Source organism: Glycomyces sp. NRRL B-16210, assembly GCF_000719515.1.
Lineage (GTDB): Bacteria > Actinomycetota > Actinomycetes > Mycobacteriales > Micromonosporaceae > Glycomyces.
This window is the reverse complement of sequence record NZ_JOGR01000012.1, coordinates 125,848-149,306: the sequence shown is the minus strand read 5'-3', so window position 1 is coordinate 149,306 and position 23,459 is coordinate 125,848. Positions and strand designations below refer to the sequence as shown.

Genomic DNA, 23,459 nt, shown 5'->3' with positions numbered 1-23,459 from the left:
TTACGCACCGCCACGTGTTCCTCACCTCATCGGCGTGTCCGACCTACCGTGCGGCAAGTAACTTGGCGTCGTGCCCTTCGACATCGACCCCGGACTGTTCGCGCTGCTCATCGTCGCGGCGGTGTTCGCCGGATGGGTCGACGCCGTGGTCGGCGGCGGCGGACTCATCCAGCTCCCCGCCCTCCTGGTGGCCTTCCCCACGGCCCCGCCGGCGCTCATGCTGGGCACCAACAAGATGGCCTCGGTCTTCGGCACCGCCACCTCGGCGATCACCTACGCCCGCAAGATCAAACTCGACCACCGGCTCCTGTGGCCCACCGTCGGCCTCGCACTCCTCGGCTCGGGCGCGGGCGCCTTCGCCGCCCTCGCCGTCTCCGCGGAGGCGCTGAAGCCGATCATCATCGCCGTGCTGCTCGCCGTCCTCGTGCTCGTCGTCGCCCGGCCCCGCCTCGGCCTCCACCCCGAGCCGACCCTGCGCACCCCGCTGCGCGGGGCCGCCGTCATGGTCGTGTGCGGCCTCGCCGTCGCCTTCTACGACGGGATGATCGGACCGGGCACCGGCATCTTCCTGTCGGTCGCGTTCACCACGATCCTCGGCCTCGACTACGTCACCGCCGCCGCCCACACGAAGGTCGTCAACGCCACGACCAACCTCGGCGCCCTCATCGTGTTCGGCATCCAGGGCAACATCTGGTGGATCCTCGGCATGACGCTGGGCCTGGGCTGCATGGCCGGCGCCTGGTTCGGCGCCCGCACGGCCATGTCCCGCGGCTCGGGCTTCGTGCGCGTCGTCCTCGTCGTCGTGGTCCTCGCCCTGCTCGCCCGGCTCGGCTGGGACGTGTGGCAGGGCCGCTGAGGGGGCCGCGCCCTACGGGTTGATCGCCAGGAACAGGTAGGCCGCCAGCAGCGCCAGGTGCACCCCGCCCTGGAGGCGGGTCGCCCGGCCGGGCACCACCGTCAGGACGCTCACGACCACCGTCAGGCCCAGGAGCACGATCTGCGTCGAGTCCAGGCCCAGCATGAGCGGGCCGTCCATGAAGAACGAGGCGATCGCGATCGCCGGGATCGTCAGGCCGATCGAGGCCATCGCCGAGCCGTAGCCGAGGTTGATGCTCGTCTGGATGCGCTCGCGCGAGGCCGCGCGGGTCGCCGCGATCGACTCCGGCAGCAGCACCAGCAGCGCGATCGCCACACCGACCGAGGAGGCCGGGAAGCCCGCCGCGTCCACGCCCGCTTTGATCGCCGGGGACTCGACCTTCGCCAGGCCGACCACGCCGATCAGCGCGACCATGAGCATCGCCAGGCTCAGCAGGGCCGTCCTGCCGCTCGGCGGCTTCGCGTGCTCGTCCTCGGCGACCACGCCGGTGGCCGTCACCGGCAGGAAGAAGTCGCGGTGGCGGCCCGTCTGCGTGAACACGAACAGTCCATACAGGACGATCGATGCCAATGCGGCGAAGACCAGTTGCGAGGGAGAGAACTCCGGACCCGACTCGCTCGTGGTGAAGGTCGGCAGCACCAGTCCGAGCGTCGCGAGGGTCGCCACGGTAGCCAGCGCCGCGCCCGAGCCCTCCGGATTGAAATGGGTGAAACCGAATTTGAGGGCCCCGACCAGCAGCGCGATGCCGACGATGCCGTTCATGGTGATCATGACCGCGGCGAACACCGTGTCACGCGCGAGCGTCTCGGCGTCGTGGCCGCCCGAGGCCATGACGGTGAGGATCAGGGCCACCTCGATGACGGTGACGGCCACGGCGAGCACCAGGGAGCCATAGGGTTCGCCGACGCGGTGGGCCACGACCTCGGCGTGGTGGACGGCCGCCAGGACCGTCCCGATGAGGGCCACCGCGACGACCGCGATGGGGATCGCGCCTAGATAGCGGCCCCAAGTCAGGGCGAGCACCACCGTTCCTACCAGCGGGGCGATGACGGTCCAGGACAATAGCGGGGATCGTGTCGCGGTGCTCATGACGGAAATCCTGGCACGAGGCTGTGACGATACTTCAGGGACTACACCGCTAGCATGTGCCATAACACACTCGGACCGTCCCTTGTACGTGGTTCATGTTCAGGGTGCGCTAAAGGAGCGTTTTGTGTCAGGACTGACTAGAGCCGGGGCATCGGTGAACGAGAGCGTCTCCGCGACCGTCGCCCGACTGCGGGGCCATTTCGCGACAGGGCGGACCAAGCCGATCCCCTGGCGGCTGGAGCAGCTGAAGGGCCTGGACCGGATGCTGCGCGAATCCGGGGACGAGCTGACCGGCGCGCTGCGCTTCGACCTGGGCAAGGCCGCGCCCGAGTCGTTCCTCGCCGAGATCGACTTCGTCGCCGCCGAGGTGCGCACGCTGCGCAAGCACCTGCGCTCGTGGCTGCGGCCCAAGCGGGTGCACACGCCTCCGCACCTCCAACCCGCGAAGGCGTACGTGCTGCGCGAGCCGCTCGGCGTCGTGACGGTGATCGGGCCGTTCAACTACCCGGTGCAGCTCCTGCTCGCGCCGCTGGCCGGGGCTCTGGCCTGCGGGAACACGGTCGTGGTGAAGCCGAGCGAGGCCGCGGGGGCCACCGCGGCGCTCCTCGACGAGCTCATCGGGCGCTACCTCGACCCCGAGGCGGTGGCGGTGGTCCAGGGCGGCGCGGAGGCGACCTCGGCGCTGCTGGCCGAGCGGGTCGACCACATCTTCTTCACCGGCTCGGCCCGCGTCGGGAAGGTGGTCGCGAAGGCCGCGGCCGAGCACCTGACGCCGGTGACCTTGGAGCTGGGCGGGAAGAGCCCGGCGATCGTCGAGCCGGGCACGGACCTGGCGACGGCGGCGCGGCGGATCGTCTGGGGCAAGTTCATGAACGCGGGCCAGACCTGCATCGCCCCCGACTACGTGATCGCGGTCGGCGGCGTCGGCCCGGAGCTGGAGAAGCACCTGGCCGAGGCGGTGCGGGAGATGTACGGTCACGCGCCGGCCGAGAGCCCGGACCTGGGCCGGATCATCGACGAGGCGGCGTTCGACCGCTTGGCGCGGTTCCTCGGCGAGGGGCGGCTGGTGTGCGGGGGCGGGCACAACCGGGACGAGCGGTACATCGCGCCGACGGTGATCGCCGACGTGTCGCCCGAGGACGCGGTGATGGGCGAGGAGGTCTTCGGGCCGATCCTGCCGATCCTCACCGTCGACGCATTGGACGAGGCGATCGCGCACGTGAACGCGGGCGAGAAGCCGCTGGCGCTGTACGCGTTCACCGATTCGGACCTGACGCGGCGCAGGATCTTGACGCGGACCTCCTCGGGGGCGGTGGGCTTCAACGCGCCGATGGCGCACATCGACGTGCCGGGGCTGCCGTTCGGCGGGGTCGGGCACTCCGGGCTCGGGTCCTACCACGGGAAGGCCTCGATCGAGACGTTCAGCCATGCGAAGTCGGTGCTGGACAAGCCGCTGGCGCCGGACACGCTGCGGGTGGTGTACCCGCCGTTCACCGCGCTCAAGGAGCAGGTGCTGCGGCGCCTGCGCTGACCCCGGGGACGAGAAAGGCCCTGGCCGGCGGTGACGCCGACCAGGGCCGATACCCCTCGAAGACAAGCTTGCGCACAGCGTACCAAACTACTTGCGCGCGCTATGCCGCGGCCGATGCGCATTGATCGCCAACGGCCGCAAGGGCATTCGTCGATTCAGGAGTCCACTTGAGTCCATTGGGGATTCACCGACTCGACCGGTCCGATTGGTGCACTCGGCGGCGGGTCTGTACAGAATAGGCGGCCGTCGGTTATATTGTGCCTCTTGGCAGTGACGATATGTTCCTTTAGGGACATGGTTCCGAAGGACGCCCTTCATGCGACGTTTGGTGCTCAACGCGACCCTCGGCCCCGCGGCGAGGGCCCGACGCGACCCCGGACAGGCCTTGGCGGCCTGGCACGCCAAGGCCGACGCGACGGCGGCCGCCTCCGACTTCGAGCCCGACGAGCAGGACCGGGCCTTCATCGACGACCTCGGCTTCCTCCTCCAGTGCTTCGCCCGCGTCCAGGGGCTCACCCCGGTCGGGTGGACCGCCCAGTTGCGCGAGGCCGAGCAGCGCCTTGAGAACCGCCTGCGCGTCAAGTGGATCCACGCCCAGAACCCGCTCGTCGCGGCGGAGGCGATCGAGCGGCCGGTGTTCATCGTGGGTCTGCCGCGCACCGCGGGGGGACTCATCCAGCGCATCCTCGCCAGCTCCGAGCCGCACCGCGGGCCGCTGGTGTGGGAGCTGCTGCGCACCGGCCTCGACCGCGACGGCTCCGACGCCGACCGCAGCCGCGACGCCGTCGCGCGCCAACTCGAAGCGCTCACCGCGCTCACTCCCGGCGGCGACGCGATCAACCCGCAGCGCGCCGACTGGCCGGGCGACTCGGCCGCGGTCATGTGGCACACGTACCGGCCGCTGCGCTGCGCGCCCATGCCCGACTACCGCGCCCGGCTCGAGCAGTTCGACCTCACCGCCGACTACGCCTACCTCAAGCAGATCCTCCAGGTGCTCCAGTACGGGCGCGAGCCCAAGCGCTGGATTCTGCGCTTCCCCGGGCACGTGGCCCACCTCGACGTGATCCGCCAGGTCTTCCCCGACGCGGTGTTCGTGTGGACCCAGCGGGACCCGACCGCCGCCGTCGCCTCCTTCTGCTCGCTGGTCGAAGCCCTCGAAGGCATGCACCACAAGGACGTCGACCCGCTGCGCATCGGGCGGTCCTGGCTCGGCGCCCTGGCCGACACGGTGCAGCGCGGACGCAAACTTCGTCGCGCCCTTCCTGAAAGCGCCGTCATCGACCTCAACTACCACCGGATGACCTTCGACCCGCACAAGTACGCGCCCGAGCTCTACGAGCGGCTCGGTACGCAGTGGACCCAGCGCGACGCATTGGGACTCAACGACATCGCCGGGCCGTTGACGCGCGCGACCACCGGGCGGCACGGACTCGAACGCTACGGGCTGAGCGAGGCGGCCGTGGAGGAGGCGTTCACCGACTCCGAGCGGTGAGCGCGGGCCGCGGGCGTCAGAGGTACCGCCAGCAGACGGTGTACCTGTGGACCGCGAAATCGCTGCTGGCCCAGGTGCTCCAGCCGTCGTTGCCGCAGAACCCGGACGCCTCGTACTCGTCGGTCCGGCCGGTCACGTAGACGTTCGCGCCGTCGCAGTCGCTGAAGGTGTAGGTCGCTCCCGCCGAGGGATCGCCGCTCATGTACATGCAGTTGTTCAGCTCCGCGTAGCCCATGTCGTCGGGGTAGATGTACTGGAGGCACAGCAGCACATCGAGATAGGTCTCCGAGGTGGTGAACCAGAACGCGTGGTTGTAGTAGGTCGAGTCGGTGCACAGGTCCATGTCCGACTCGCCGGGGAGGCGCTCCAGGACTCTGAAAGCCCCTGTCTGGCAGTCGATGACGTACCAGACGGAGTCGGCCTCCTCCGGCCCGAACACGCATTCGCCGACCTCGGCGTGGTAGGCGTCGCCGTAGCCGTGCCGGTAGCTCAGGCACAGCACCATGTCGTGGGCCGAGGAGGAGACGCGCGTGCTCACGCGGTCGGTGTAATCGCACGAGGACAGGTCCGTGTTGCCGTAGAAGACGTCCACGACCTCGAAGGTGCCGTCGTCGCAGTAGGCCGGCTCCAGGTCGGCCTCGAACTCGCCGCCGTAGTCGTAGAAGCAGTCGCCGATCGCGGCGTCGCGGATCGGATCGGGCTCCGGTTCGGGCTCGGTGGCGGTGGTCTCCGAATCCCAGTCCCCGTCCCAGTCCTCGTAGGCGGAGGTCTCCTCGGACTCCTCGCCCGCGCCGCTCCCTGGCTCCGGTTCGTCGCGGTCGCCCAGCAGGAACACGAGTCCGGCGAGGGCGATGACGGCGACGATCGCGAACGCGCCGTATAGGATCGTCCGGTCCGGCTTCGGCGCGGGAGGCAGCCCGCCCGGCGGATGGGGAAAGGACCCGTCCGGCGGGTACGGCGTCGTGGGGCCTTCGGGGATCGGGTCTCCGGCGTCCTGGGCCGCGCCTTGCACCACGGTGGGGCCCTCGGGCATCGGGTCGCCGGCGGGCACGAAGCCGGGGCCGAACATGACCACCGTGCGGTCGGGGCGCACCTGCGTGTCCCAGCCGTTGCGCCGCGCCAGGTCGGCGACCTCGTCCCGCTGGCGCGCTTCGAGGGCCGCGATCGACGGCGGCCACGGGCCCGCGAGGGGCTCGCCGACGCGGGCGAGGAGGTCGGCGGCGGTGACGCGACGGTCGGGGTCCTTGTCCATGCACGCCTCGACGAGGGGGCGCAGGCTCACCGGGAGGGCGCGGAGGTCGGGGCGGCCGTTGACGACGTTCGACATGATGTCGAACAGCGACTCGGCGTCGAACGGGCTCTGGCCGGTGCCCGCGGTGATGACGCTGGTGCCCAAGGAGAACAGGTCGGAGGGCGGGCCGACGGGCCGCTTGGTGATCTGCTCGGGCGACATGTAGGCGGGGGCGCCGACGAGCGCGCCGGTCTCGGTGATGGTCGCGTCGCCTTGGGGGCCGGGGACGCGGGCGATCCCGAAGTCGATGATCTTCACGCCGTCCTCGGTGAGGATCACATTGGACGGTTTGAGATCGCGGTGGACCACGTTGTGCCGGTGGACGTCGGCCAGGCCCGCGGCGAGGCCGTGCATGAGGCGGCGGGAGGCCGGTTCGTCGAGGGGCCCGTTGGCGCCGATCGCCTCGGCGAGGGTGGGGCCGTGGAAGAACTCGGAGGCGAGCCAGGGTTCGGGGGCGTCCTCGTCGGAGGCGAGCACCGCGGCGGTCCAGGGGCTGGCGGCGACCTCGCGGGAGGTGATGACCTCGCGGCGGAACCGGAAGCGGAACTGGGCGTCGTGGAGCAGGTGCGGGCGCATGACCTTGAGCGCCACCAGTTGTCCGTCGTCGGCGGCGGCGAGCAGGACCCGGCCCATGCCGCCCTCGCCGAGTTCGGCGAGCACGCGGTAGGGCCCGATCCGCCTCGGCTCCTCGTCTCGGAGTGGTCTCATGCGGCGCTCCCGTCATTCGCGTCCCAACGACTCGGAACGGTATGGCGGGCCGTCATGACTCCGTCATGAACGCGCGGAACCCGGTCGGCGGCGGTGTGCCGCCGACCGGGTCGGGCGCGGTCTAGTGCTCGGTGCGGGCGCGGCGGGTCCGGAGGACCCAGAGCGCGGCTGCACCGGCGGCCATGGCGCCTACCGCCACGGCCACCATCGCGGTGAGCGAGGAACCGGTGATGGGGAGGGCCTCGCCGACAGGGGTGGTCGAGGCCTTGTCAGTGGTCGAAGCGGCGTCGGTGGTCGAGGCCTCGTCGGTGGTCGTCTCGTCGCCGGGAACGGTGGAGACCTCGTCGGAAGGCGACTCCTGGCCGGAAGAGGTCTCCTCGCCGGGAGAGGTGGAGTCATCGTCGGAGGGAGTTTCCTCGCCCGGAGTGGTGGACTCGTCCTCGGTGGGAGTCTCCTCGCCCGGGGTAGTCGACTCATCCTCAGAAGGCGTTTCTTCGCCCGGAGTCGTGGACTCGTCGTCGGTGGGAGTCTCTTCGCCCGGAGTCGTGGACTCATCCTCGGAAGGAGTCTCCTCGCCAGGGGTGGTCGACTCATCCTCGGAAGGCGACTCGCCCGGCTCCTCTTCGCCCTCGCACTCGAACGAGCCGGTGAAGGGGTGGTGGTGGACCTCGCCGCCGTTGTCGCGGGCGGTGCCGAGGCTCAGGGTCGCGGCCACGATGGCGCCCTCGACGTTCGAGGGCGACTTGTCGGTGAAGTCCGCGCGCGGGGCGTAGATCGTGCCTTCGACGGAGTCGCCGCCGGTGATCGTCAGCTCGGTGGCGTCGGGGAAGTTCCAGATGATGTACGGGGCGAGCGCGGAGCCGATGCCGGGCATGTTCGGGGTGCGCCACTCGAACACGCCGCCGGTCGCCGTGGTGTCCACATTGATCACGACCGGGTTCGCGGCGCTCGGGGCGGTGGCGAACTTGAACTCGGCGAGCGCGTTGAGTTCCGCGCCCGTCAGGTTGAGCACGCCCGCGCCCTCGCAGCTCGCGAGCAGGTCGGAGCGGCGCTCGAAGTCGGCGAAGAGCGCTTCGAAGTCGAGGCCGGTGTCGGCGCCGACCGATTCGGCGGGCTGGTTGACGGTGGTCTCGACGCGCACGTTCGCGTCGTAGCCGGCGCCCGCGGGGACGGCGCGGGTGGTGCGGGAGGCCTGGTTCATGTCCTTGGTGAGCACGTCGGTGCCGGCGAGGTCGCCGATCTTCACGTAGCCGTTGAGGACGCGGGCGTAGCCGCTGCTGGCGGGCCAGTCGACGCCGCCGGCGACGACCAGGGCGCTGGGGACGTTCTCGCCGGGGGCGGTAAACTGGCCCGCGCTGTGGGCGGCGATGTTGTAACCGCCGAGGAGGGTCAGGTCGCCGCCGACCGCGGCGGGGCCTTCCATCTCGGTGGAGGCGAGGGTGGTCCCGTAGCGGGAGACGGTGTTGAAGCCCTCGACGCCCGCGAGCGGGTCGACGGTCACGGGGTCGGCCGAGGCGCCACCCGCGTAGACGATGCCGAGGGTGAGCGCGAGGGTGCCCGCGGCGGCGAGGGCACCGACGCGGGCGAAGGTCTTCAGGGTGGGTGACTTGCTCATATGACACTCCGTGCCAGTTGGGATGCAGAAGGGGGGCGGGTTCGCGAATCATATACACGTACCCCACCTGCATCACCACTGCATGGGCACCCTCCCACGCCTCGGGTGTCACATAAGTCTCAAACCGTCTCAGGAGAGGTCGAGTGTCAGCTCCGCTTCGCCGGGGGCGTCGAGTTTGAAGTCCGCGGCGGCGTCGCCGCAGGTGACGCGGTAGTCGCCGAGGAACCCGTTGAAGCTCACGCGGCCCTGGTCGTCGGTGCGGACGGTCTCGTCGGTGCCCCATTCGTCGTTGACGAGGGCGTGCAGCCGCTCGTAGGAGGGCTTGATGCTGCCGTCGACGCGGAGGAACCCGCCGGGCGCGCCGAGCCAGCCGCCGTCGGACATGCCCCAGTAGGTCATGGCCTCGACGGAGGGGTGCGACAGGAGGGTCTTGTAGTGCCGCTCGATCTCGTCGGCCTGGCGCTGCTCGCCCTCGGGGGTGGAGGGCCACTCGTCGACCTGGTGGTCGTTGAGGTCGACGATCTCGGGCGGCATGATGTCGCCGGAGACGATCGTGGTCTCGGTGAAGTGGATCGGAAGGCCGTAGCGGGAGAAGCGGTCGAGGATGCCGAGGGTCTTCTCCTCGCCCCAGTAGCCCTGGTGCATATGGCTTTGGAGCCCGAGGACGTCAATTCGAATGCCCGCTTCGAGGACGCCTTCGATGAGGCATTCGTACGCCGAGGACATGTCGAAGTCGTTGAGCAGCAGCACCGCGCTCGGGTTGGATTCGCGGGCGGCGTCGAAGACCATGCGGACCATGGGAATCCGCCCGATGTCGCGGCACAGGCGGGTGATGCCGTTGTCGTACTTGTCGAAGATCGGCATGATGACGACCTCGTTGATGACGTCCCACATGTCGATGACGCCGGCGAAGCCCTCGACCTCGCGGCGGATGCGGTCGACCTGGGCGGCGGCGATCTCGGCGTTGTCGAGGTCGAGGAGCCAGTCGGCGGTGACGGTGTGCCAGGCGAGCGGGTGACCCTTGACGGGGTGGCCGCGGTCGGCGAACCAGCGGGCGGTGTTCAGGGTCCGCTCGGTGTTCGGGTTGCCGCGCTCGGGTTCGTAACGGCCCCAGTAGAAGGGAAGGGTCGCGAAGTTGAAGAGGCCTTCCCAGCGCTCGGCGAGGAGGGCGTCGCGGTCGGGGTCCTTGGAGTCGCCGTTGGCGAGGGCCTCGAACTCGAAGCCGGTGCAGCCGAAGAGGAACTTGTGGCGGGTCTGTTCGAGGCGGACTTCGCGGCCGGCGATGGGCCCGTCGGCGTCGGTGAGCGTGAGGACGGCGTCCGCGGCGCGGTGGGAGCGGATGACGCGGTCGAGCGGTGAAGCGGTCATCGGAGGAGTGCCTTCCATAAAAAGGGGACCTGATGCAGTTGATATTCAAGCGGCCGAAAAGCCGCAATTCGATATCCCGGGCCCGGAACTATCGCTCCGGGCCCGGCTGAATTCGAATGCTCCTAGCCGAAGATCTGGCAGAGGCATTTCGCGTTGCAGGCTCGGACCACCCATTGGCCGAGCTGGTCGGGCTTGTCGCAGGACTCGATCAGGACTCTGGTCGAGTCGTTCACCGCCAGTCCCCGCGCTTCGAGAACCAGCAGCAACGAGTTTCGGAATCCTTGGAGCTCGTTTTCGGCAAGTTGCGCAGCATTCACACGAGCCAAGATCTCGGCTCCGCGGAAGGGCCTACTCGATACGTCGATCACCTCCGGTCATCGGCGGCCGGGCATTCATTCGAGGACCTCGGCGAGGCTACTGGCGTTGGTGGCGCGGACCAGCCACTGCTGGATCTGGTCGATGTCGTCGCAAGACTCGATCCGGGCCCTGTCCGACTCGTCCACCTCGAACCCACGGGCCTTGAGGATCAGCAGCAGGGCGCTGCGCTCGCCGTCGACCGCGCCCTCGGCCCGGCTTTCGGCTCTGACACGGTCGAAGATGGTGCTGCCGAACTGAGTCTTGTCTGCCATGATGAGTGCCTCCATTAGCTCCCGCGCCTCGCCCGAAAGCGCGTTGACTGCGAATTCAGTGTATCTGGCCTGCACGTTTGGGTCGAGATTCGGCATTGCCGCGTAGCAGGCCCGCATGATCGCCTCGCCTTTCGGACCCTCGCCGTGGGCCATCAGCGAGTAGATCGCCATCTCGATGGATTCGCGGGCTTGGTCGGGATCGGTGATCACCGGGATCTGACTGGGGTCGATGACGAGCGGGATCAGGACGAAGCCCGGGTGACCGGTGTCCACGCCGTGGCGCACCCACCGGGCCGTCTTCTCGTCCGGGCAGATCACGACCAGCGCCACCGGGCAGCGCAGCCGCGACCTCGCCGAGATCAGGTAGTCCGGCCAGGTGTAGAGCTTCTCCGGGTCCTCGGCGCGCTGGACCTCGAAGATCAGCGCGAAGACCGGCTCGTCGCCGGAGAGGAACACTTCGAGGTTGTCGCAGTTCCGCTCCAGCGGCCTGTCGCAGCGGGTCAGGGCCTCTGAGCCCACTTGGATGTCGGTGTACTCGGGGAGTCGTTCGCCCAGCAGCCCACAGTAGAGCTCGGTGGCGAGTTTCGGGTTGGCCTGTAGGAGGCGCAACGGGATTTCGTGTTGGTATGTAACCACATTGCCGAGGCTAGAGATTCGCGAATCGACTTCCGTTGAGCGACACTGTCACTTTTGTGACAGTTGCGCATGAGCCCGGGGGGTCGCCCCGGGCTCATCGCTGTTGTTCGGTTGTGCCGCTTAGCGGACGCCGTAGAGGTGTTCCAGGGCGAGCTGGTCGAGACGCTCGAACGCCATCCCCTTCGCCGCCAGACCCTCGACATCCACCTCGACGTCCTTCACATCCGCCCACGTCTCACCCTCGGCCAGGGTCGGGACGGCCAACTGGTCGACCCGGGCGTCCCGGAGCGCCTCCTGCACCTCAGGGTCGGCCCGGAAGGCCTTCACCTTCGCCTGGAGGATCTTGTAGTTCCTCATGCACGCGGCAGCCGAGACCCACACGCCCGCATCGTCCTCGGTCCGCGGCGGCTTGAAGTCGAAGTGGATCGGCCCGGTGTACTGACCCTTCGCGATACCCTCCTCGACCGCGTCGACGGTCCAGAACGCCCCGCCCACATTCCCCGCACCGAACCGCAGATCCTGGTCATACCGCGGACCGGTCTGCCCGTTCAAATCGATGTGATACAGCTTCCCGTGCCACAACGCCTGGCGGATCCCCGCGGCGTAGTCGAGCCCGGCCATCTCCTCATGCCCGATCTCCGGATTGATCCCGGTCAACTCGGGGCGCTCGAGCTCGTTGATGAACGCCAGCGCGTGGCCGAGGGTGGGCAGCAGGATGTTCCCGCGCGGCTCGTTCGGCTTCGGCTCGATCGCGAACCGCAGGTCATACCCCTGGGAGACGACATAGTCGCCGAGGACGTCGAACGCCTCCTTCATCCGCGACATCGCCGACTGCACGTCCTTGGACCCGCCGGACTCGGCGCCCTCACGCCCGCCCCAGGCCACATACACCTGCGCCCCCAACTCAGCGGCCAGATCGATATTGCGGATCACCTTGCCGATGGCGAACCGGCGCACCTCCCGGTCGTTGTGCGTGAACCCGCCGTCCTTGAACACCGGATGGGAGAACAGGTTCGCGCCGATCGCCGCCAGCTCGCGCACCGCACGATCGGCACTCATCGCCGCACGCGTCGCCGAACCGAACACGTCCTGCGCCGCCCAACCCACCGTCCAGATCCCGAAAGAGAACTTGTCCTCCGGCGTAGGTGCAAATTGATCGCTCATGCTGTGTCTCCCTTGGTATCAGTGGTCGGTGGTGCGGACATCGGTGGTGAGGACGCGTTCGCCGTCCACCGCGCGGACCGCGCCTTCGATGCGGAACCGCTCCGAGAGCGGCAGGTCGGCGCTGGAGTGGCCGACTGCGACGGTGAACGCGCCGGGCTCGACGATGCGCCTGCCCTCGCGTCCGGTGAAGGAGGTGCGGTCGGCGTGGAGGGTGAAGACGACGCGCTGCGCCGCACCGGCTTCGAGGGCCACGCGGGCGTAGCCGACGAGTTCGCGCACCGGCCGGGTCACCTGGGCGACCTCGTCGGACAGGTAGAGCTGCACGACATCCTCGCCGTGGCGGTCGCCGGTGTTGGCGACCGTCACCGCGATGTCGACCGAGCCGTCCGCAGCGATGGTCTCGGCGCTCAGTTCCAGGTCGCTGTAGGCGAACTCGGTGTACGAGCGGCCGTGACCGAACGCGAAGAGCGGCGTCGGGTCGATATTGGACACGCCCTCGCTGTACTGGCCGAGCGGCGGCGCCAGATAGGTGCCGGGCTGGCCGCCCGCCGACTTCGGGACCCCCACGGGCAAATGCCCGCTTGGGTTGATCCGTCCGGTGAGGACACCGGTGATCGCCTGGCCGCCTTCCTCTCCGGGCAGGAACGCCTGGACGATGGCGGCGCAGCGGTCGGCGAAGTCGCCGAGCGCGTACGGCCGCCCCGAGACGACAACGAGCACGACGGGCGTACCGGTGGCGAGCACGGCCTCGACGAGTTCGGCCTGGACACCGGGGAGGGCCAGGTCGGCGGCGTCGCAGCCCTCGCCGGAGGTGCCGCGCCCGAACAGGCTCGCGAGGTCGCCGACGGCGACCACCGCGACCTCCGCGGCGGTGGCGGCCTCGACCGCGGCGGCGATGCCGGAGCGGTCGAGTTCGCGCACCGGAACGCCCTGCTCGTAAGCGATCTGCGCCTCGGGCAGCTCGGCGCGGAGCGCGTCGAGCAGCGAGGGGATCGCGATCCCCGTGCCGTGCTCCTCGTAGCGGGAGAGCACGTGGTTGGGGAAGGAGTAGCAGCCGAGGAACGTGCGCGGGTCCGCCGCGGTCGGTCCGACCAGGGCGAGGTTCGCGACGTTCTTGAGCGGCAGGATTCCGTTGTGGTCCAGCAGGACCACGGACTTCTCGGCGATCTCGGCGGCGAGGGCGCGGTTGCCGGCGCTGTCGAGGTCGACGCCCGCGTCCGGGGCGGCGAGGTCCGGGTCCCGGTCGAGCAGGCCGAGTTCGGCCTTCTGCCGCAGCACCCGCCGCACCGCGGTGTCCACAACGGACTCTTTGAGCACGCCCGACTCGACGGCGCTCGTGAGCTGCGCATAAGCGTCGATCGTCGGCAGTTCCACGTCGAGGCCCGCTTCGAGCGCCGCGACGCCGGAGTCCACGCGGTTCTCGGTCACGCGGTGCATCATGTCCAGGAACGGGATCGACCAGTAGTCGGAGACCACGGTGCCGGTGAAGCCCCACTGGTCGCGCAGGATCCCGGTGAGCAGTTCGCCGTTCGCGGCGGCGGGCACCCCGTCGACGTCCGAATAGGAGTTCATCACCGAGCGGACGGCACCCAGGCGCACGGCCATCTCGAACGGCGGCAGGATCACGTCCGCGAACTCCCTGGGGCCCATCGGGACCGGCGCGTGGTTGCGCGCCCCGCGCGAGGCCGAGTAGCCCGCGAAGTGCTTCAGGGTCGCGATGATCCCGCTTTCCTGGAGCCCGCGCACGTAGGCGGTCCCGAGGGTGGCGACGAGGTACGGGTCCTCCCCCATGGTCTCTTCGACACGGCCCCAACGGTAGTCGCGCACGACGTCGAGCACCGGCGCGAGACCCTGGTGCACGCCGACCGCCCGCATGTCCGCACCGATCCGCGAGGCCATGCGCCCGATCAGCTCCGGCGAGAACGTCGCGGCCCACGCCAGCGAGGTCGGATAGACCGTCGCCCCGAGGGTGGTGAACCCGGTCAGGCACTCCTCATGGGCGATCGCCGGGATGCCGAGCCGGGTGCGCGCGACGATGCCGCGCTGCATCTGCTCCAGCGCCGCGGCGCCTTCGGCCGGCTCGATCGGCTTGGTGCCGAACGCCCGCGTGATCTGCCCGAGGCCGTGCACCGAGGCCGCCTCGATGGTGCGGGGGCCGCCGTCCATGGCGTCCTCCATCGGCGCCACGTCGCCGTCGACGCCCTCGCCCTCCTGCGGCTCCCAGAAGCCGCCGAGCTGGGCGAGCTTCTCCCGCAAGGTCATCGCCGCCAGCAGGGCCTCCACCCGGTCGTCGACGGGGACGGCGGGATCGTGCCAGGTTTCGCCGGTGGTCTCAACCATGGTCGGCTCTCTTTCTACTTGCCGAATCCGGCGGTCAGGCCGGACACGAGCTGGCGTCGGGCGATGATGTAGGCGGCGAGCATCGGCAGGACCGACAGGACCACGGCCGCCAGGACCGCGGGCACGTCGACCCCGAACTGCCCCTGGAAGCTCCACAGCGACAACGGGAGCACCCGCGTCGAGGCGCTCTGGGTGAGCACCAGCGGGAACAGGAACCCGTTCCACACCTGGAGGGCCTGGTACACGCCGACGGTCGCGAGCGCGGGCCGCGAGAGCGGGACCACCAGGCGCAGCAGGATCTTCCACTCGGTCGCGCCGTCCATGCGCATCGACTCGAACAGCGATCCGGGGATCTCCCGCAGGAAGTTCGTGAGGATCAAGAGCGTCAACGGGATCGAGAACGCGATCGACGGCAGGATCAGCGCCCACAGCGTGTCGTACAGTCCGAGTTGGACGATCAGGTAGTAGACGGGGATGATCGCGGCCTGGATCGGGATGGCGATCCCGAGCAGCGCGACGCGGAAGAGGTTGCGCCCGAAGCGGTTCCGGCTGCGGACGACGACGTAGGCGGCCATGATCGACACGGCGAGCGTGACGGTCACCGCCGCGGCGGTCACGACCACGCTGTTGAAGAAGAACCGCAGGAAGTCGTTCTCCAGCACCCGCTGGTAGGCGGTGAGCGTCGCGTTCGAGGGCCACGACAGCGGGTTCTCGCTGTAGTAGTCCTCGCGCGGGCGCAGGCTGGTGATGAAGATGTAGTAGATCGGCAGGATGATCACGGCGAGCCACAGCCATGAGAGGGCCGCGCCGAGGACGTTCGGCCGGTTTTCGTTGCGCTGGCTGGTCATCACGAGCCCTCCGACTGGCTGTCCATGCGGTTCGCGCCGGTGATCCGGTTGAGGCCCAAGGAGACCGCGAGGCCCACGGCGACCAGGACGAGCGCGAGGACGCTGGCCCGGCCCATGTCGTAGGAGCGGAACCCGGTGAGGTACATGTCGAGCGGCAGCACGCGCGTGGCGTTGCCGGGACCGCCGCCGGTGAGCACGAAGATGAGGTCGAAGTAGGTCAGCGAGCCCACCGTCATCAGCGTGGTCGAGGTGACGATCGTGTACTTGAGCATCGGCAGCGTGATGTTGAAGAACTGCTGCACCGGGCTCGCACCGTCCATACGGGAGGCCTCGTACAGCTCCCTGGGGATCTGGCGCGTGCCCGCCTGGTAGATGAGCGTGTGGAACGGGATGAAGCACCAGCCGATGACGAACACGACCACGTACAGCGCCAGGTCGGGGTCGCCGAGCCAGTTCTGGGTGAGCAGCGGGATGTCCAGGGCCGAGCCGGCGCCGAAGTTCGGGTCGAGCAGGGCCGTGAAGGTGATGGCCACGGCCGCGGAGCTGAACAGCAGCGGCAGGAAGAACAGGGTCGCGAGCAGGGCCCGGTAGCGCTGGCGCCCGGCGAGGAACACGCCGAGCAGCAGGCTGATCGGGGCCTGGAAGAGGACACAGAGGACGGTGAGCTTGACGGTGAGCCACAGGGCGTTGCGCGAGACCGGGTCCTCGGCGGCTGCGGTCCAGTTGTCGAACCCGGCCCAGGTGATCGCGCCGAGCCCGTCCCAGTGGACCAGGGACAGGGCCGCGACGCCGAACAGCGGCACGATCGCGAAGATCCCGAAGACGATCAGCGCGGGTGCGGCCATCCATGGGGAGGGCCCGGCCGAGCGCGCGCGGCGGCGCGCACTCGGGCGGGTCTCGGCAGAACCGATGGTCACAGCGTGGCGTCCATCGCCGCGGCGAACTCCTCGGCGCTCAGTTCGCCGAGGAACAGGCGGCTGAGGTTGTTCAGCAGCTCCTGCGCCTGGTCGGACGGGATGGCCTGGTCCCACGACAGCTCGAAGTGCGCGGCGTCGCGGACCATCGCGTAGGTGAAGTCGAGGAAGGCCGGGTCGTCCTCCTCGGCGATGCGGTCCTCGAGGCCGGCGACCGGCGGGACGGCGCCGATGGCGAGCAGCGAGTCGATGTGCTCGTCGTCGTAGACGGCCTCGGACAGGTAGGCGGTGGCGCTGGCCTGGGCGTCCTCGCTGGCGTTGGCGCTGACCGACCAGTAGTTGGCCGGGTTGCCGACGATGTTGCTCGGGTCGCCCTTGCCGTCCTCGACGACCGGGAAGGTCGAGAACAGCAGGTCGCCGTTCGCGACGAGATCCGGTGCGTTGGTAAGGAACTCGGGGTAGATCCAGGAGCCCTGGAGGATCATCCCGGCCTTGCCGGTGGAGACCAGCGCGTGGTCGGCGCCGGCGTCGGCGACGACGGACGCGAAGCCGTTGCCGAAGGCCCCGGCGTCGACCAGCTCGGTGATCATCTCGGCGGCGCGGATCATGTCCGGGTGCGACCAGGCGCCCGCTTCGCCGTCGAGGACGCGCTGGAAGGCGTCCTCGCCGCCGACGCGGTCGGCGAGGTAGGAGATCCACATGAGTTCGGGCCACACGCTCTGGCCGGCGAGGGCGATCGGGACGACGTCGGCGGCCTTGAGGGCCTCGACGGCGGCGAGCAGTTCGGTCCAGGTCTCGGGGACGGAGGTCCCGGCGGCCTGGAGGACCTCGTTGTTGAAGTAGAAGACGACCGGCTGCGACTGGTTGTTCGGGACGGCGAAGACCTTGCCGTCGACCTCGCCGACCTGGGCGACCGAGGGCAGGAGCCGCTCGGTGAGCGCGCTGGTGGACTCGGTGATGTCGACGACCTGGTCGTTGGCGACGTAGTCGGCCAGCGTCGCGCCGGCCCAGCCGAAGACGAGGGTGGGGGCGTTGCCGGAGCCGATCGCGGTGCGGATCTTCTCCTTGTACGCGTCGTTCGCGAAGTATTCGGCGGTGATCTGGTCGTCCGGGTTGGCCTCGTTCCAGGCTTCGAAGGAGGCGCGCATGGCCTCTTCGGCGCCGCCGGTGAGGCCCCATGCGGTGGCGCCGTCGCCGGCTCCGGGCTGGTTGCCGCACGCGCCGAGCGTGGCGATGACGGGGGCTGCTGCGCCGAGGGCCAGGACCGAACGGCGGCGAGTTCCGAGCTTCATTGCTGGAATCCTTTCTCGGGTCCGGCCGAGGGACCGGACCGATATGAACGAAACAGTTTCATACTGGTTTCCTTGCGTTTCCAACTTACGCTCGGCTTTGGAGTGCGTCAAGTTACGGAAGCGTAAAAAAATCCGCTCGGTCCCCACGGTGACCAAGGATGATTATGCCAGCCCAGGTGACACATATGGAATCTGTTTCGTAAACTGGTGAACATGCTGGACTCACCGAAGCCGAGGTACCTGCGATGACGGCGCCCGCCGAGAGCCGGGCGACGCTCGCGGCCGTTGCCGAGCGCGCGGGCGTCTCGAAGGCCACAGCGTCCAAAGTGCTCAATGGGCGCCCCGGGGTGTCGGAGGAGACGCGGCGGCACGTGCGGCGGGTGATCGAGGAACTGGGCTACACCCCCACCACGGGCCCGCGCGACCCGCAGGCGCGGGGGGCGGTGCACGTCGTGTTCGACAACATCCTCGACATGTACTCGCTGTACGTGCTCGACGGCGTCATCAGCGGGGCCGCGGTGCAGGGGGTCGACGTGGTGACCAGCGTCCTCGCCGAGGAGAGCGGCGCCTCGGCCCTCTCGCTGGGCACCGGCCGCATCAAGGGCATCGCCGCGAGAGGCCACATAGGACTCATCGTGGTGACCTCGGAGCTGACCGGCGCGGAGATCGAGACCTGCGAGAACCTCGGACTGCACCTGGTCGTCATCGACCCGGTCAACCCGCTCGACGACCGCGTGACCAGCGTGGGCGCGACCAACTGGGCCGGGGGCGTGCAGGCCACCAGGCACCTGATCGACCTGGGGCACACGCGGATCGGCTTCATCGGCGGCCCGCCCGGGTCGGTGTTCGGGCGCGAAAGGCTCCACGGGTACCGCGAGGCGCTGGAGACCGCCGGGATCCACCCGGACCCGAGGCTCACCGGGTCGGGGCGCTACGACGCCGAGTCCGGCGGGCGCGCGGCCGCCGCGCTACTGGACCTGGACGACCCGCCGACGGCGATCTTCGCGGCCAACGACACCATGGCCGTCGGCGCGCTGCGCGAGGCCCGGTCGCGGGGGCTGCACGTGCCCGAGGACCTGAGCCTGGTGGGCTTCGACGACACCTACAGCGCCGCCTGGACCGACCCTCCACTCACGACGGTGCGTCAGCCGCTGCGCCAGATGGGCCGCGTGGCGGCGAGGACGGTCCTCGAACTGGCCGACGGCAAGGTCCCCGACTCCCACCACGTCCAACTCGCCACGGGCCTGGTCGTCAGAGCGTCCACGACCCCGCCGAGGCGGTGAGCGGCGGGCCCGCTCGTGAACGCGGACGCCCCGCCCGCCGGTGAAACCAGCGGGCGGGGCGTCCGTTTCGGCGCGGGGTCCGCGCCTTGGAATCGATTACGGCAGGTTGTCGATCACGAAGGGCGCGTGACCGTTCAGGTAGTTGTCCCAGCCTCCCGTGACGGGAGCTCCGGGCGACAGGAGGTTCGTGGAGTCGTTGCCGACGTCCAGTTTCCATGCGACCCAGGAGACCTGGTTCGCCTCCATCCAGTCGATCCAGATCTGCGCCTCGTCGAGGCAGACCAGTCCGTCGAGCCCGCCGTCGGCGTGGCTCGCGCCCCACTCGGTGACGAACAGGGCCAGGCCCGCATTGATCGCCGCATCGGCCCTGTCGCGGAGCCAGCCGTCGTGCGTGCACGAGTAGAAGTGCAGCGTGTACATCAGGTTCGTGCCGGACACCGGGTCGGCGGCCGCGTCGTCCACGTACTGCGACCAGTTCGGCGTGCCGAGCACGATGATGTTGTCCGGGTCCTGCGCGCGGATCGCCGCGACCACGGCCTCGTGGTACGGCTTGATCGTGCCCCACGAGACCCTCTCGGGCTCGTTGTAGGGCTCCCAGATCACGTTCGGCAAGTGGCCGTAGCGCTCGGCGAGGTCGGCGAAGAACGCGACCGCCGCCGCCTGGTGCTGATGCGCTTCGTGCGCATGGAAGTCCACGATCACGTAGACGCCCGCGGCCTCCGCGTTCTGGATGACGGTCTCGACCTCGCCGCGCCACAGGTCCGGGTCGGAGAGGTAGGCGCCCTCGGGCTCGACGCCCATGGCCACGCGGAACACCTCGATGTTCCAGTTGTCGCGCATCCATTCGAGCGCGGAGAGGTTCTGCGCGTACGGCTGGGTCTGCCAGTGCAGCCACATGCTGGAGATGCCGCGCAGCTGGATCGCCTGACCGTCCTCATTGCACATGTTGGAGCCGCAGACGTGCAGGTTCCCGTGCTCCTCGACCGGCGTGCCCGCCGGAGCGGGGTCGGTCGGGTCGGGGTCAGGGTCGGTGGGGTCGGGATCGGTCGGGTCCGGGTCCGTGGGGTCCGGGTCGGTCGGGTCGGGGTCGGTGGGATCGGGGTCGGTCTGCTCGCCGCAGGCGGTGCCGTTGACGATCACGTTGGCGATCTCGCCCGAGGAGCCGCTGGCGGTGAAGCCGAAGACCTCCTGGGTCTGGCCCGAGGCGATCGCGCCGTTCCAGCCCGCGTCCGAGGCCTGGAAGTGCGAGCCGTTCAGGGAGTAGTCGGTGACGTTCCAGGCGCTGATGCCGGAGACAGCGCCCGTGAAGTCCCACTCGACCGTCCAGCCGTCGATCGGCTCGCCGGCGGTGATGCTGATGTTCGCCTGGAAGCCCGAGCCCCAGTCGCTGATGACGTTGTAGTCGACCTCGCAGCCTTCCGCGGCGCTGGCGCTCTGGGCCGCAACCATGGTCAGTGCGCTCGCCCCGAGCACGGCGGCGGCCGCGGCCACGATCGTCGGTCTTCTGCCTCTACGTGTGAGTTGCATGTTCCTGTCCTTCGTTGACCTGTCGCGGCCGATCGAGTGCCGGGCAGTCGGGTTTCCTCCAGTGCCCGAAGCGATGGGGAAGCAAAAGCGGAAGCGCTCCCATATTCGTACATTGAAGTTTGCCAATATATGGCCGATGAGTCAACCCCTCCGCGAATCCGCGGAGAACTCGGCACCCCTGCGTAGACGGCCTAGGACCGTTCGGCGAAACCGGGATGAGCGGTTCGGTGATCCCCCACAACCCATCGGGTACAAGGCGCCCGTCGATCTGCTCCACGCATGATCATTGCCAGATGCCTTGCACTCCAACCGACTCCGGCCCTATGCTTTGATTGCTGCGGCCGACCTGGCGGCCTGCTCGATCTTCGCGCGGTAGGCCGCACGGGCTTCCTCGTCGATCTGCCTCTCGTGCTCGGCGCGCAACCCGGTCCGGCCGTCAAGGCCCTCGCGCAGGATATCGGCGTGCCCAGCATGCCGGATGCACTCGCCGAGGACATGGACCATGACGGCGAACAGGTTGGTGTCGGCAAAAGGTTCCGGCCACCACGGCACGTGGCCGGGGGCGTCGAGGGGAAGCTCGTCGATCGTCGCGTCCGAGTGTTCCCACGTGCGCCGGTAGAACCCGATGATCTGATCGCGGGTCTCGTCCTCGGTCGCCCACAGGTCTGAGCCGTCCGAGTCCTGCCAACGGGGCAGCGGTTCGGGGGAAGGGCGGCCAAGGACCTCGCCGAAGTACCTGGCCTCGACGGTAGCCACGTGTTTGACCAGGCCGAGGAGGCTGGTCCCGGTCGCTGTCAAAGGTCGGTGGGCGTCGTATTCGGACAGGCCGTCGAGCTTCCACAGCAGCGCCTCGCGGTCCCGCCGCAGTCTCCCGTGCAGGTTGTCTTTCGCGAATGCATCGATCATGCGGCATAAGTCTGCCACGGGCACTACTCGCGATGGTCAAGCGGGATGGTCAAGCGGGATGGTGGACGGGCGGGCCGAAACTCGAATCCATTCGACGCTTCCCAAGCGGCAAGGCGGATTCAACATCTCAGCGCCACGACAACCGGCTTCGGGCCCTCTTTCCCGGCTTTCACGACGCAAAGGACGGTCGCGATCACGTGCGATGCCGGGGGATGTGTGCAGTGGGATTTTCCGGTAGGGTCGCGGTGACCGAACGCGCGCAACGTGTTGCGCGTTCGAGTAGACGGTTTCCCTCGGAATGGAAGGCCCCTGTCATGGCGAGTCTTGATGAAGTGATCGCGTCGATCGCGGCGAACTCGGAGGCGGCGACCGAGGTGCAAGGTCAGATCGAGGGCACCAAGGCGATTACCGAGGAGACCCTGGGGCAGACGCAGGCATTGAGCATTGAAGGTGCGGCGGCGGCTGTCGGGGTCTGCAAGGACCAGTTGGAGGAGGCCAGTGCCCTGGCGGCGGCGTTGGCGAACAAGTTGAACGAGGCGAGGGCGAGCGCCGAGGCCGCGAAGCAGGGGTAAGGCGCGGTGGCGAATCTGTTGGAGTTGGCCGCGCAGATCGAGGCCGACCGGGCGAGGTTCGCCGCGCTGGCGGGGCCGATCAATTCGGCGAAGGGCCAGGCTGAGATTGTCGCAGGGGCGATCGAGCGGCTCGGGCTGGTGCGGTCTGCCGGGCACGCGCGGCGCGCGGTCGGGCAGGTTGAGGAGGCGCAGTCGATTCTGGCGGCCTTGGATGGGACGTTGGTCAAAGCGCATTGGGCGGTCATGTCGGCCGTTCATGGGAGGATCGGGCCCGGGGCGAAGGGTTCGGGCGCGATCGTGCCGCTCACGCAGTTTGATGAGAGAACGGGCGCACCGAAGGCCGGGCTGGATGCGGTCCCGCCGCATCTGCGGGAGGCCCCGAAACCGACCGGCGACGACCTTCTCGAACCGCCAAGGCGCAGAAAAGGTAAGGCCCTCTTCCAAGAGGCGGTCGGCAAAGCGGATCAAGTCGAGGATGCGACGAAGACCTTCGGGCAGCAGTTCGACTCCGCCTGGGAGGCGTTCTTCGGTGAGCCCTCGCCTGCGAAGGCCCAGCAGAACGCCGTCTCCGAGACCCAGAGCTCGCGCGGGCCCGTCTCGACCGAGATGCCCGCCCCCAAGGTCAGCGGCGGCGGCGCGGTCATGGCGACCTTCGTGGCATCGGTCGTGGTCGCAAAGGCGATCCAGCCCATCGTGCGACAATTTGAGCGAAAACACCTCCGGGATAAGGAAGATTGAGGGACATGGCGGATAGGAACCCCGATGAAGTCGCGCTGCTGACCGCGATGATCACCCAAGGATCCGAGAACCCGAGGGAGATCGCCGCGCGGATCGGTCCCGCCAGGGCGTACGCACTCGCGGGTTCCGCGCTCGCGATCGCCGCCGCGCGGCGCTTCCCCGCTGGTTCGACCTACGCCGAAGTGGCCGCCTACAGTCGCGGCCTGGCGGATCGGTTCCCCGGCGCCGCAGATCTGCTGAAGCCGACCGTGGTCGAAGCGATGATCCGTTCCGGCCGGGGCGAAGAGGGGTTGCTCGACGGCCTCGATATCGCACTGGTTCAACAGCTTCTGCTTATGCTTCCGTATGCCCTCATGACCGAGCAGGACCTTTCGGCCGAGGAGAAGGATTCGTTCATCGATGAGGTCATCGACCTCACCGACAGCGAAGACGAATAGGGCCGGGCCGAACTTCTCGGCACTGAATGGCAGCGTGAGGGCTGAGCGGATCGGTGAATCACCATAGCTTGGGTAAGGGCCCTGCGGCGTAGCCGCAGAGCCCTTACCCTTATGGCCTGCTGATTCGGGCCGTTCCATCTTCGTTGTGGCGCAACGGGTTTCAAAATAGTTCTGGACACATTTGTCCCGTTGGTTGACACTG

The 23,459-nt window shown here is 68.9% G+C and carries 20 protein-coding genes; 7 read left to right on the top strand and 13 right to left on the bottom strand.

The annotated features are described in order from the left end of the window. Positions 1-82: 82 nt before the first annotated feature. A complete protein-coding gene (locus IF12_RS0118170; RefSeq protein ID WP_030160918.1) occupies positions 83-856 on the top strand; it encodes a TSUP family transporter in 774 nt (257 codons plus the stop codon). 12 nt (positions 857-868) lie between these two features. Here the strand turns inward: IF12_RS0118170 and IF12_RS0118165 are convergent, their stop codons facing one another. Beyond that, on the bottom strand, positions 869-1,966 hold the full coding sequence (locus tag IF12_RS0118165; RefSeq protein ID WP_030160917.1) for a calcium:proton antiporter: 1,098 nt from the start codon (positions 1,964-1,966) through the stop codon (positions 869-871). Positions 1,967-2,090: 124 nt separating this feature from the next. On the opposite strand from IF12_RS0118165, the gene IF12_RS0118160 reads away from it, so the two are divergent. After that, positions 2,091-3,497, top strand: a complete 1,407-nt coding sequence (locus tag IF12_RS0118160) for an aldehyde dehydrogenase family protein (protein WP_197034785.1) — start codon at positions 2,091-2,093, stop codon at positions 3,495-3,497. Between the two features lie 316 nt (positions 3,498-3,813). Continuing rightward, complete coding sequence (locus tag IF12_RS0118155; RefSeq protein WP_081913726.1) at positions 3,814-4,989, top strand: sulfotransferase; 1,176 nt, start codon at positions 3,814-3,816, stop codon at positions 4,987-4,989. Between the two features lie 16 nt (positions 4,990-5,005). On the opposite strand, the gene IF12_RS24360 is transcribed toward IF12_RS0118155, so the two are convergent. The 10 genes from IF12_RS24360 to IF12_RS0118105 all read right to left on the bottom strand — a co-directional run bounded on the left by IF12_RS24360 (position 5,006) and on the right by IF12_RS0118105 (position 17,794). After that, positions 5,006-6,988 (bottom strand): serine/threonine-protein kinase, encoded by a 1,983-nt coding sequence (locus IF12_RS24360; protein ID WP_081913725.1) that lies wholly within the window; start codon positions 6,986-6,988, stop codon positions 5,006-5,008. 121 nt (positions 6,989-7,109) lie between these two features. Beyond that, positions 7,110-8,603, bottom strand: a complete 1,494-nt coding sequence (locus tag IF12_RS0118145; RefSeq protein ID WP_051704563.1) for a choice-of-anchor A family protein — start codon at positions 8,601-8,603, stop codon at positions 7,110-7,112. 129 nt (positions 8,604-8,732) lie between these two features. Next, on the bottom strand, positions 8,733-9,971 hold the full coding sequence (locus tag IF12_RS0118140; protein WP_051704562.1) for an endo-1,4-beta-xylanase: 1,239 nt from the start codon (positions 9,969-9,971) through the stop codon (positions 8,733-8,735). Positions 9,972-10,093: 122 nt separating this feature from the next. Continuing rightward, the gene (locus IF12_RS25815) at positions 10,094-10,237 is read right to left on the bottom strand and encodes a hypothetical protein (protein WP_156036853.1); all 144 of its coding nucleotides are present in this window, start codon (positions 10,235-10,237) and stop codon (positions 10,094-10,096) included. Positions 10,238-10,363: 126 nt separating this feature from the next. Then, positions 10,364-11,236, bottom strand: a complete 873-nt coding sequence (locus IF12_RS0118130; RefSeq protein WP_133884456.1) for a hypothetical protein — start codon at positions 11,234-11,236, stop codon at positions 10,364-10,366. 120 nt (positions 11,237-11,356) lie between these two features. After that, positions 11,357-12,400 carry a xylose isomerase gene (xylA, locus tag IF12_RS0118125; protein ID WP_030160904.1) on the bottom strand — a complete coding sequence of 348 codons (1,044 nt, stop codon included), beginning with the start codon at positions 12,398-12,400 and terminating at the stop codon, positions 11,357-11,359. A gap of 18 nt (positions 12,401-12,418) precedes the next feature. After that, on the bottom strand, positions 12,419-14,740 hold the full coding sequence (locus tag IF12_RS0118120; RefSeq protein WP_030160902.1) for a glycoside hydrolase family 3 N-terminal domain-containing protein: 2,322 nt from the start codon (positions 14,738-14,740) through the stop codon (positions 12,419-12,421). A gap of 14 nt (positions 14,741-14,754) precedes the next feature. Continuing rightward, positions 14,755-15,588, bottom strand: a complete 834-nt coding sequence (locus IF12_RS0118115; protein ID WP_030160901.1) for a carbohydrate ABC transporter permease — start codon at positions 15,586-15,588, stop codon at positions 14,755-14,757. Continuing rightward, positions 15,588-16,433: a carbohydrate ABC transporter permease gene (locus tag IF12_RS0118110; protein WP_081913739.1), complete on the bottom strand. Its 846-nt coding sequence runs from the start codon at positions 16,431-16,433 to the stop codon at positions 15,588-15,590. Before IF12_RS0118110 ends, IF12_RS0118115 begins: the two co-directional genes overlap by 1 nt. Before the next feature lie 68 nt (positions 16,434-16,501). Continuing rightward, on the bottom strand, positions 16,502-17,794 hold the full coding sequence (locus tag IF12_RS0118105; RefSeq protein WP_030160896.1) for an extracellular solute-binding protein: 1,293 nt from the start codon (positions 17,792-17,794) through the stop codon (positions 16,502-16,504). 245 nt (positions 17,795-18,039) lie between these two features. Here IF12_RS0118105 and IF12_RS0118100 point away from each other — a divergent pair, with 245 nt between their 5' ends. Continuing rightward, on the top strand, positions 18,040-19,077 hold the full coding sequence (locus IF12_RS0118100; RefSeq protein ID WP_030160894.1) for a LacI family DNA-binding transcriptional regulator: 1,038 nt from the start codon (positions 18,040-18,042) through the stop codon (positions 19,075-19,077). Positions 19,078-19,173: 96 nt separating this feature from the next. Here the strand turns inward: IF12_RS0118100 and IF12_RS24355 are convergent, their stop codons facing one another. Next, on the bottom strand, positions 19,174-20,604 hold the full coding sequence (locus IF12_RS24355) for a cellulase family glycosylhydrolase (RefSeq protein ID WP_081913724.1): 1,431 nt from the start codon (positions 20,602-20,604) through the stop codon (positions 19,174-19,176). Positions 20,605-20,925: 321 nt separating this feature from the next. Next, positions 20,926-21,510, bottom strand: coding sequence for a DinB family protein (locus IF12_RS0118090; protein WP_030160890.1), 585 nt, complete (start codon positions 21,508-21,510; stop codon positions 20,926-20,928). A gap of 314 nt (positions 21,511-21,824) precedes the next feature. Here IF12_RS0118090 and IF12_RS0118085 point away from each other — a divergent pair, with 314 nt between their 5' ends. From IF12_RS0118085 to IF12_RS0118075, 3 genes are read left to right on the top strand one after another with little or no spacing between them, the layout of a single operon-like run. Next, positions 21,825-22,082, top strand: coding sequence for a hypothetical protein (locus tag IF12_RS0118085; RefSeq protein WP_030160888.1), 258 nt, complete (start codon positions 21,825-21,827; stop codon positions 22,080-22,082). Positions 22,083-22,088: 6 nt separating this feature from the next. Further along, entirely contained in the window at positions 22,089-22,820 is a 732-nt protein-coding gene (locus tag IF12_RS0118080; RefSeq protein ID WP_030160886.1) for a hypothetical protein, read from the top strand. Between the two features lie 5 nt (positions 22,821-22,825). After that, complete coding sequence (locus IF12_RS0118075; protein WP_030160884.1) at positions 22,826-23,257, top strand: hypothetical protein; 432 nt, start codon at positions 22,826-22,828, stop codon at positions 23,255-23,257. Positions 23,258-23,459 lie beyond the last annotated feature (202 nt).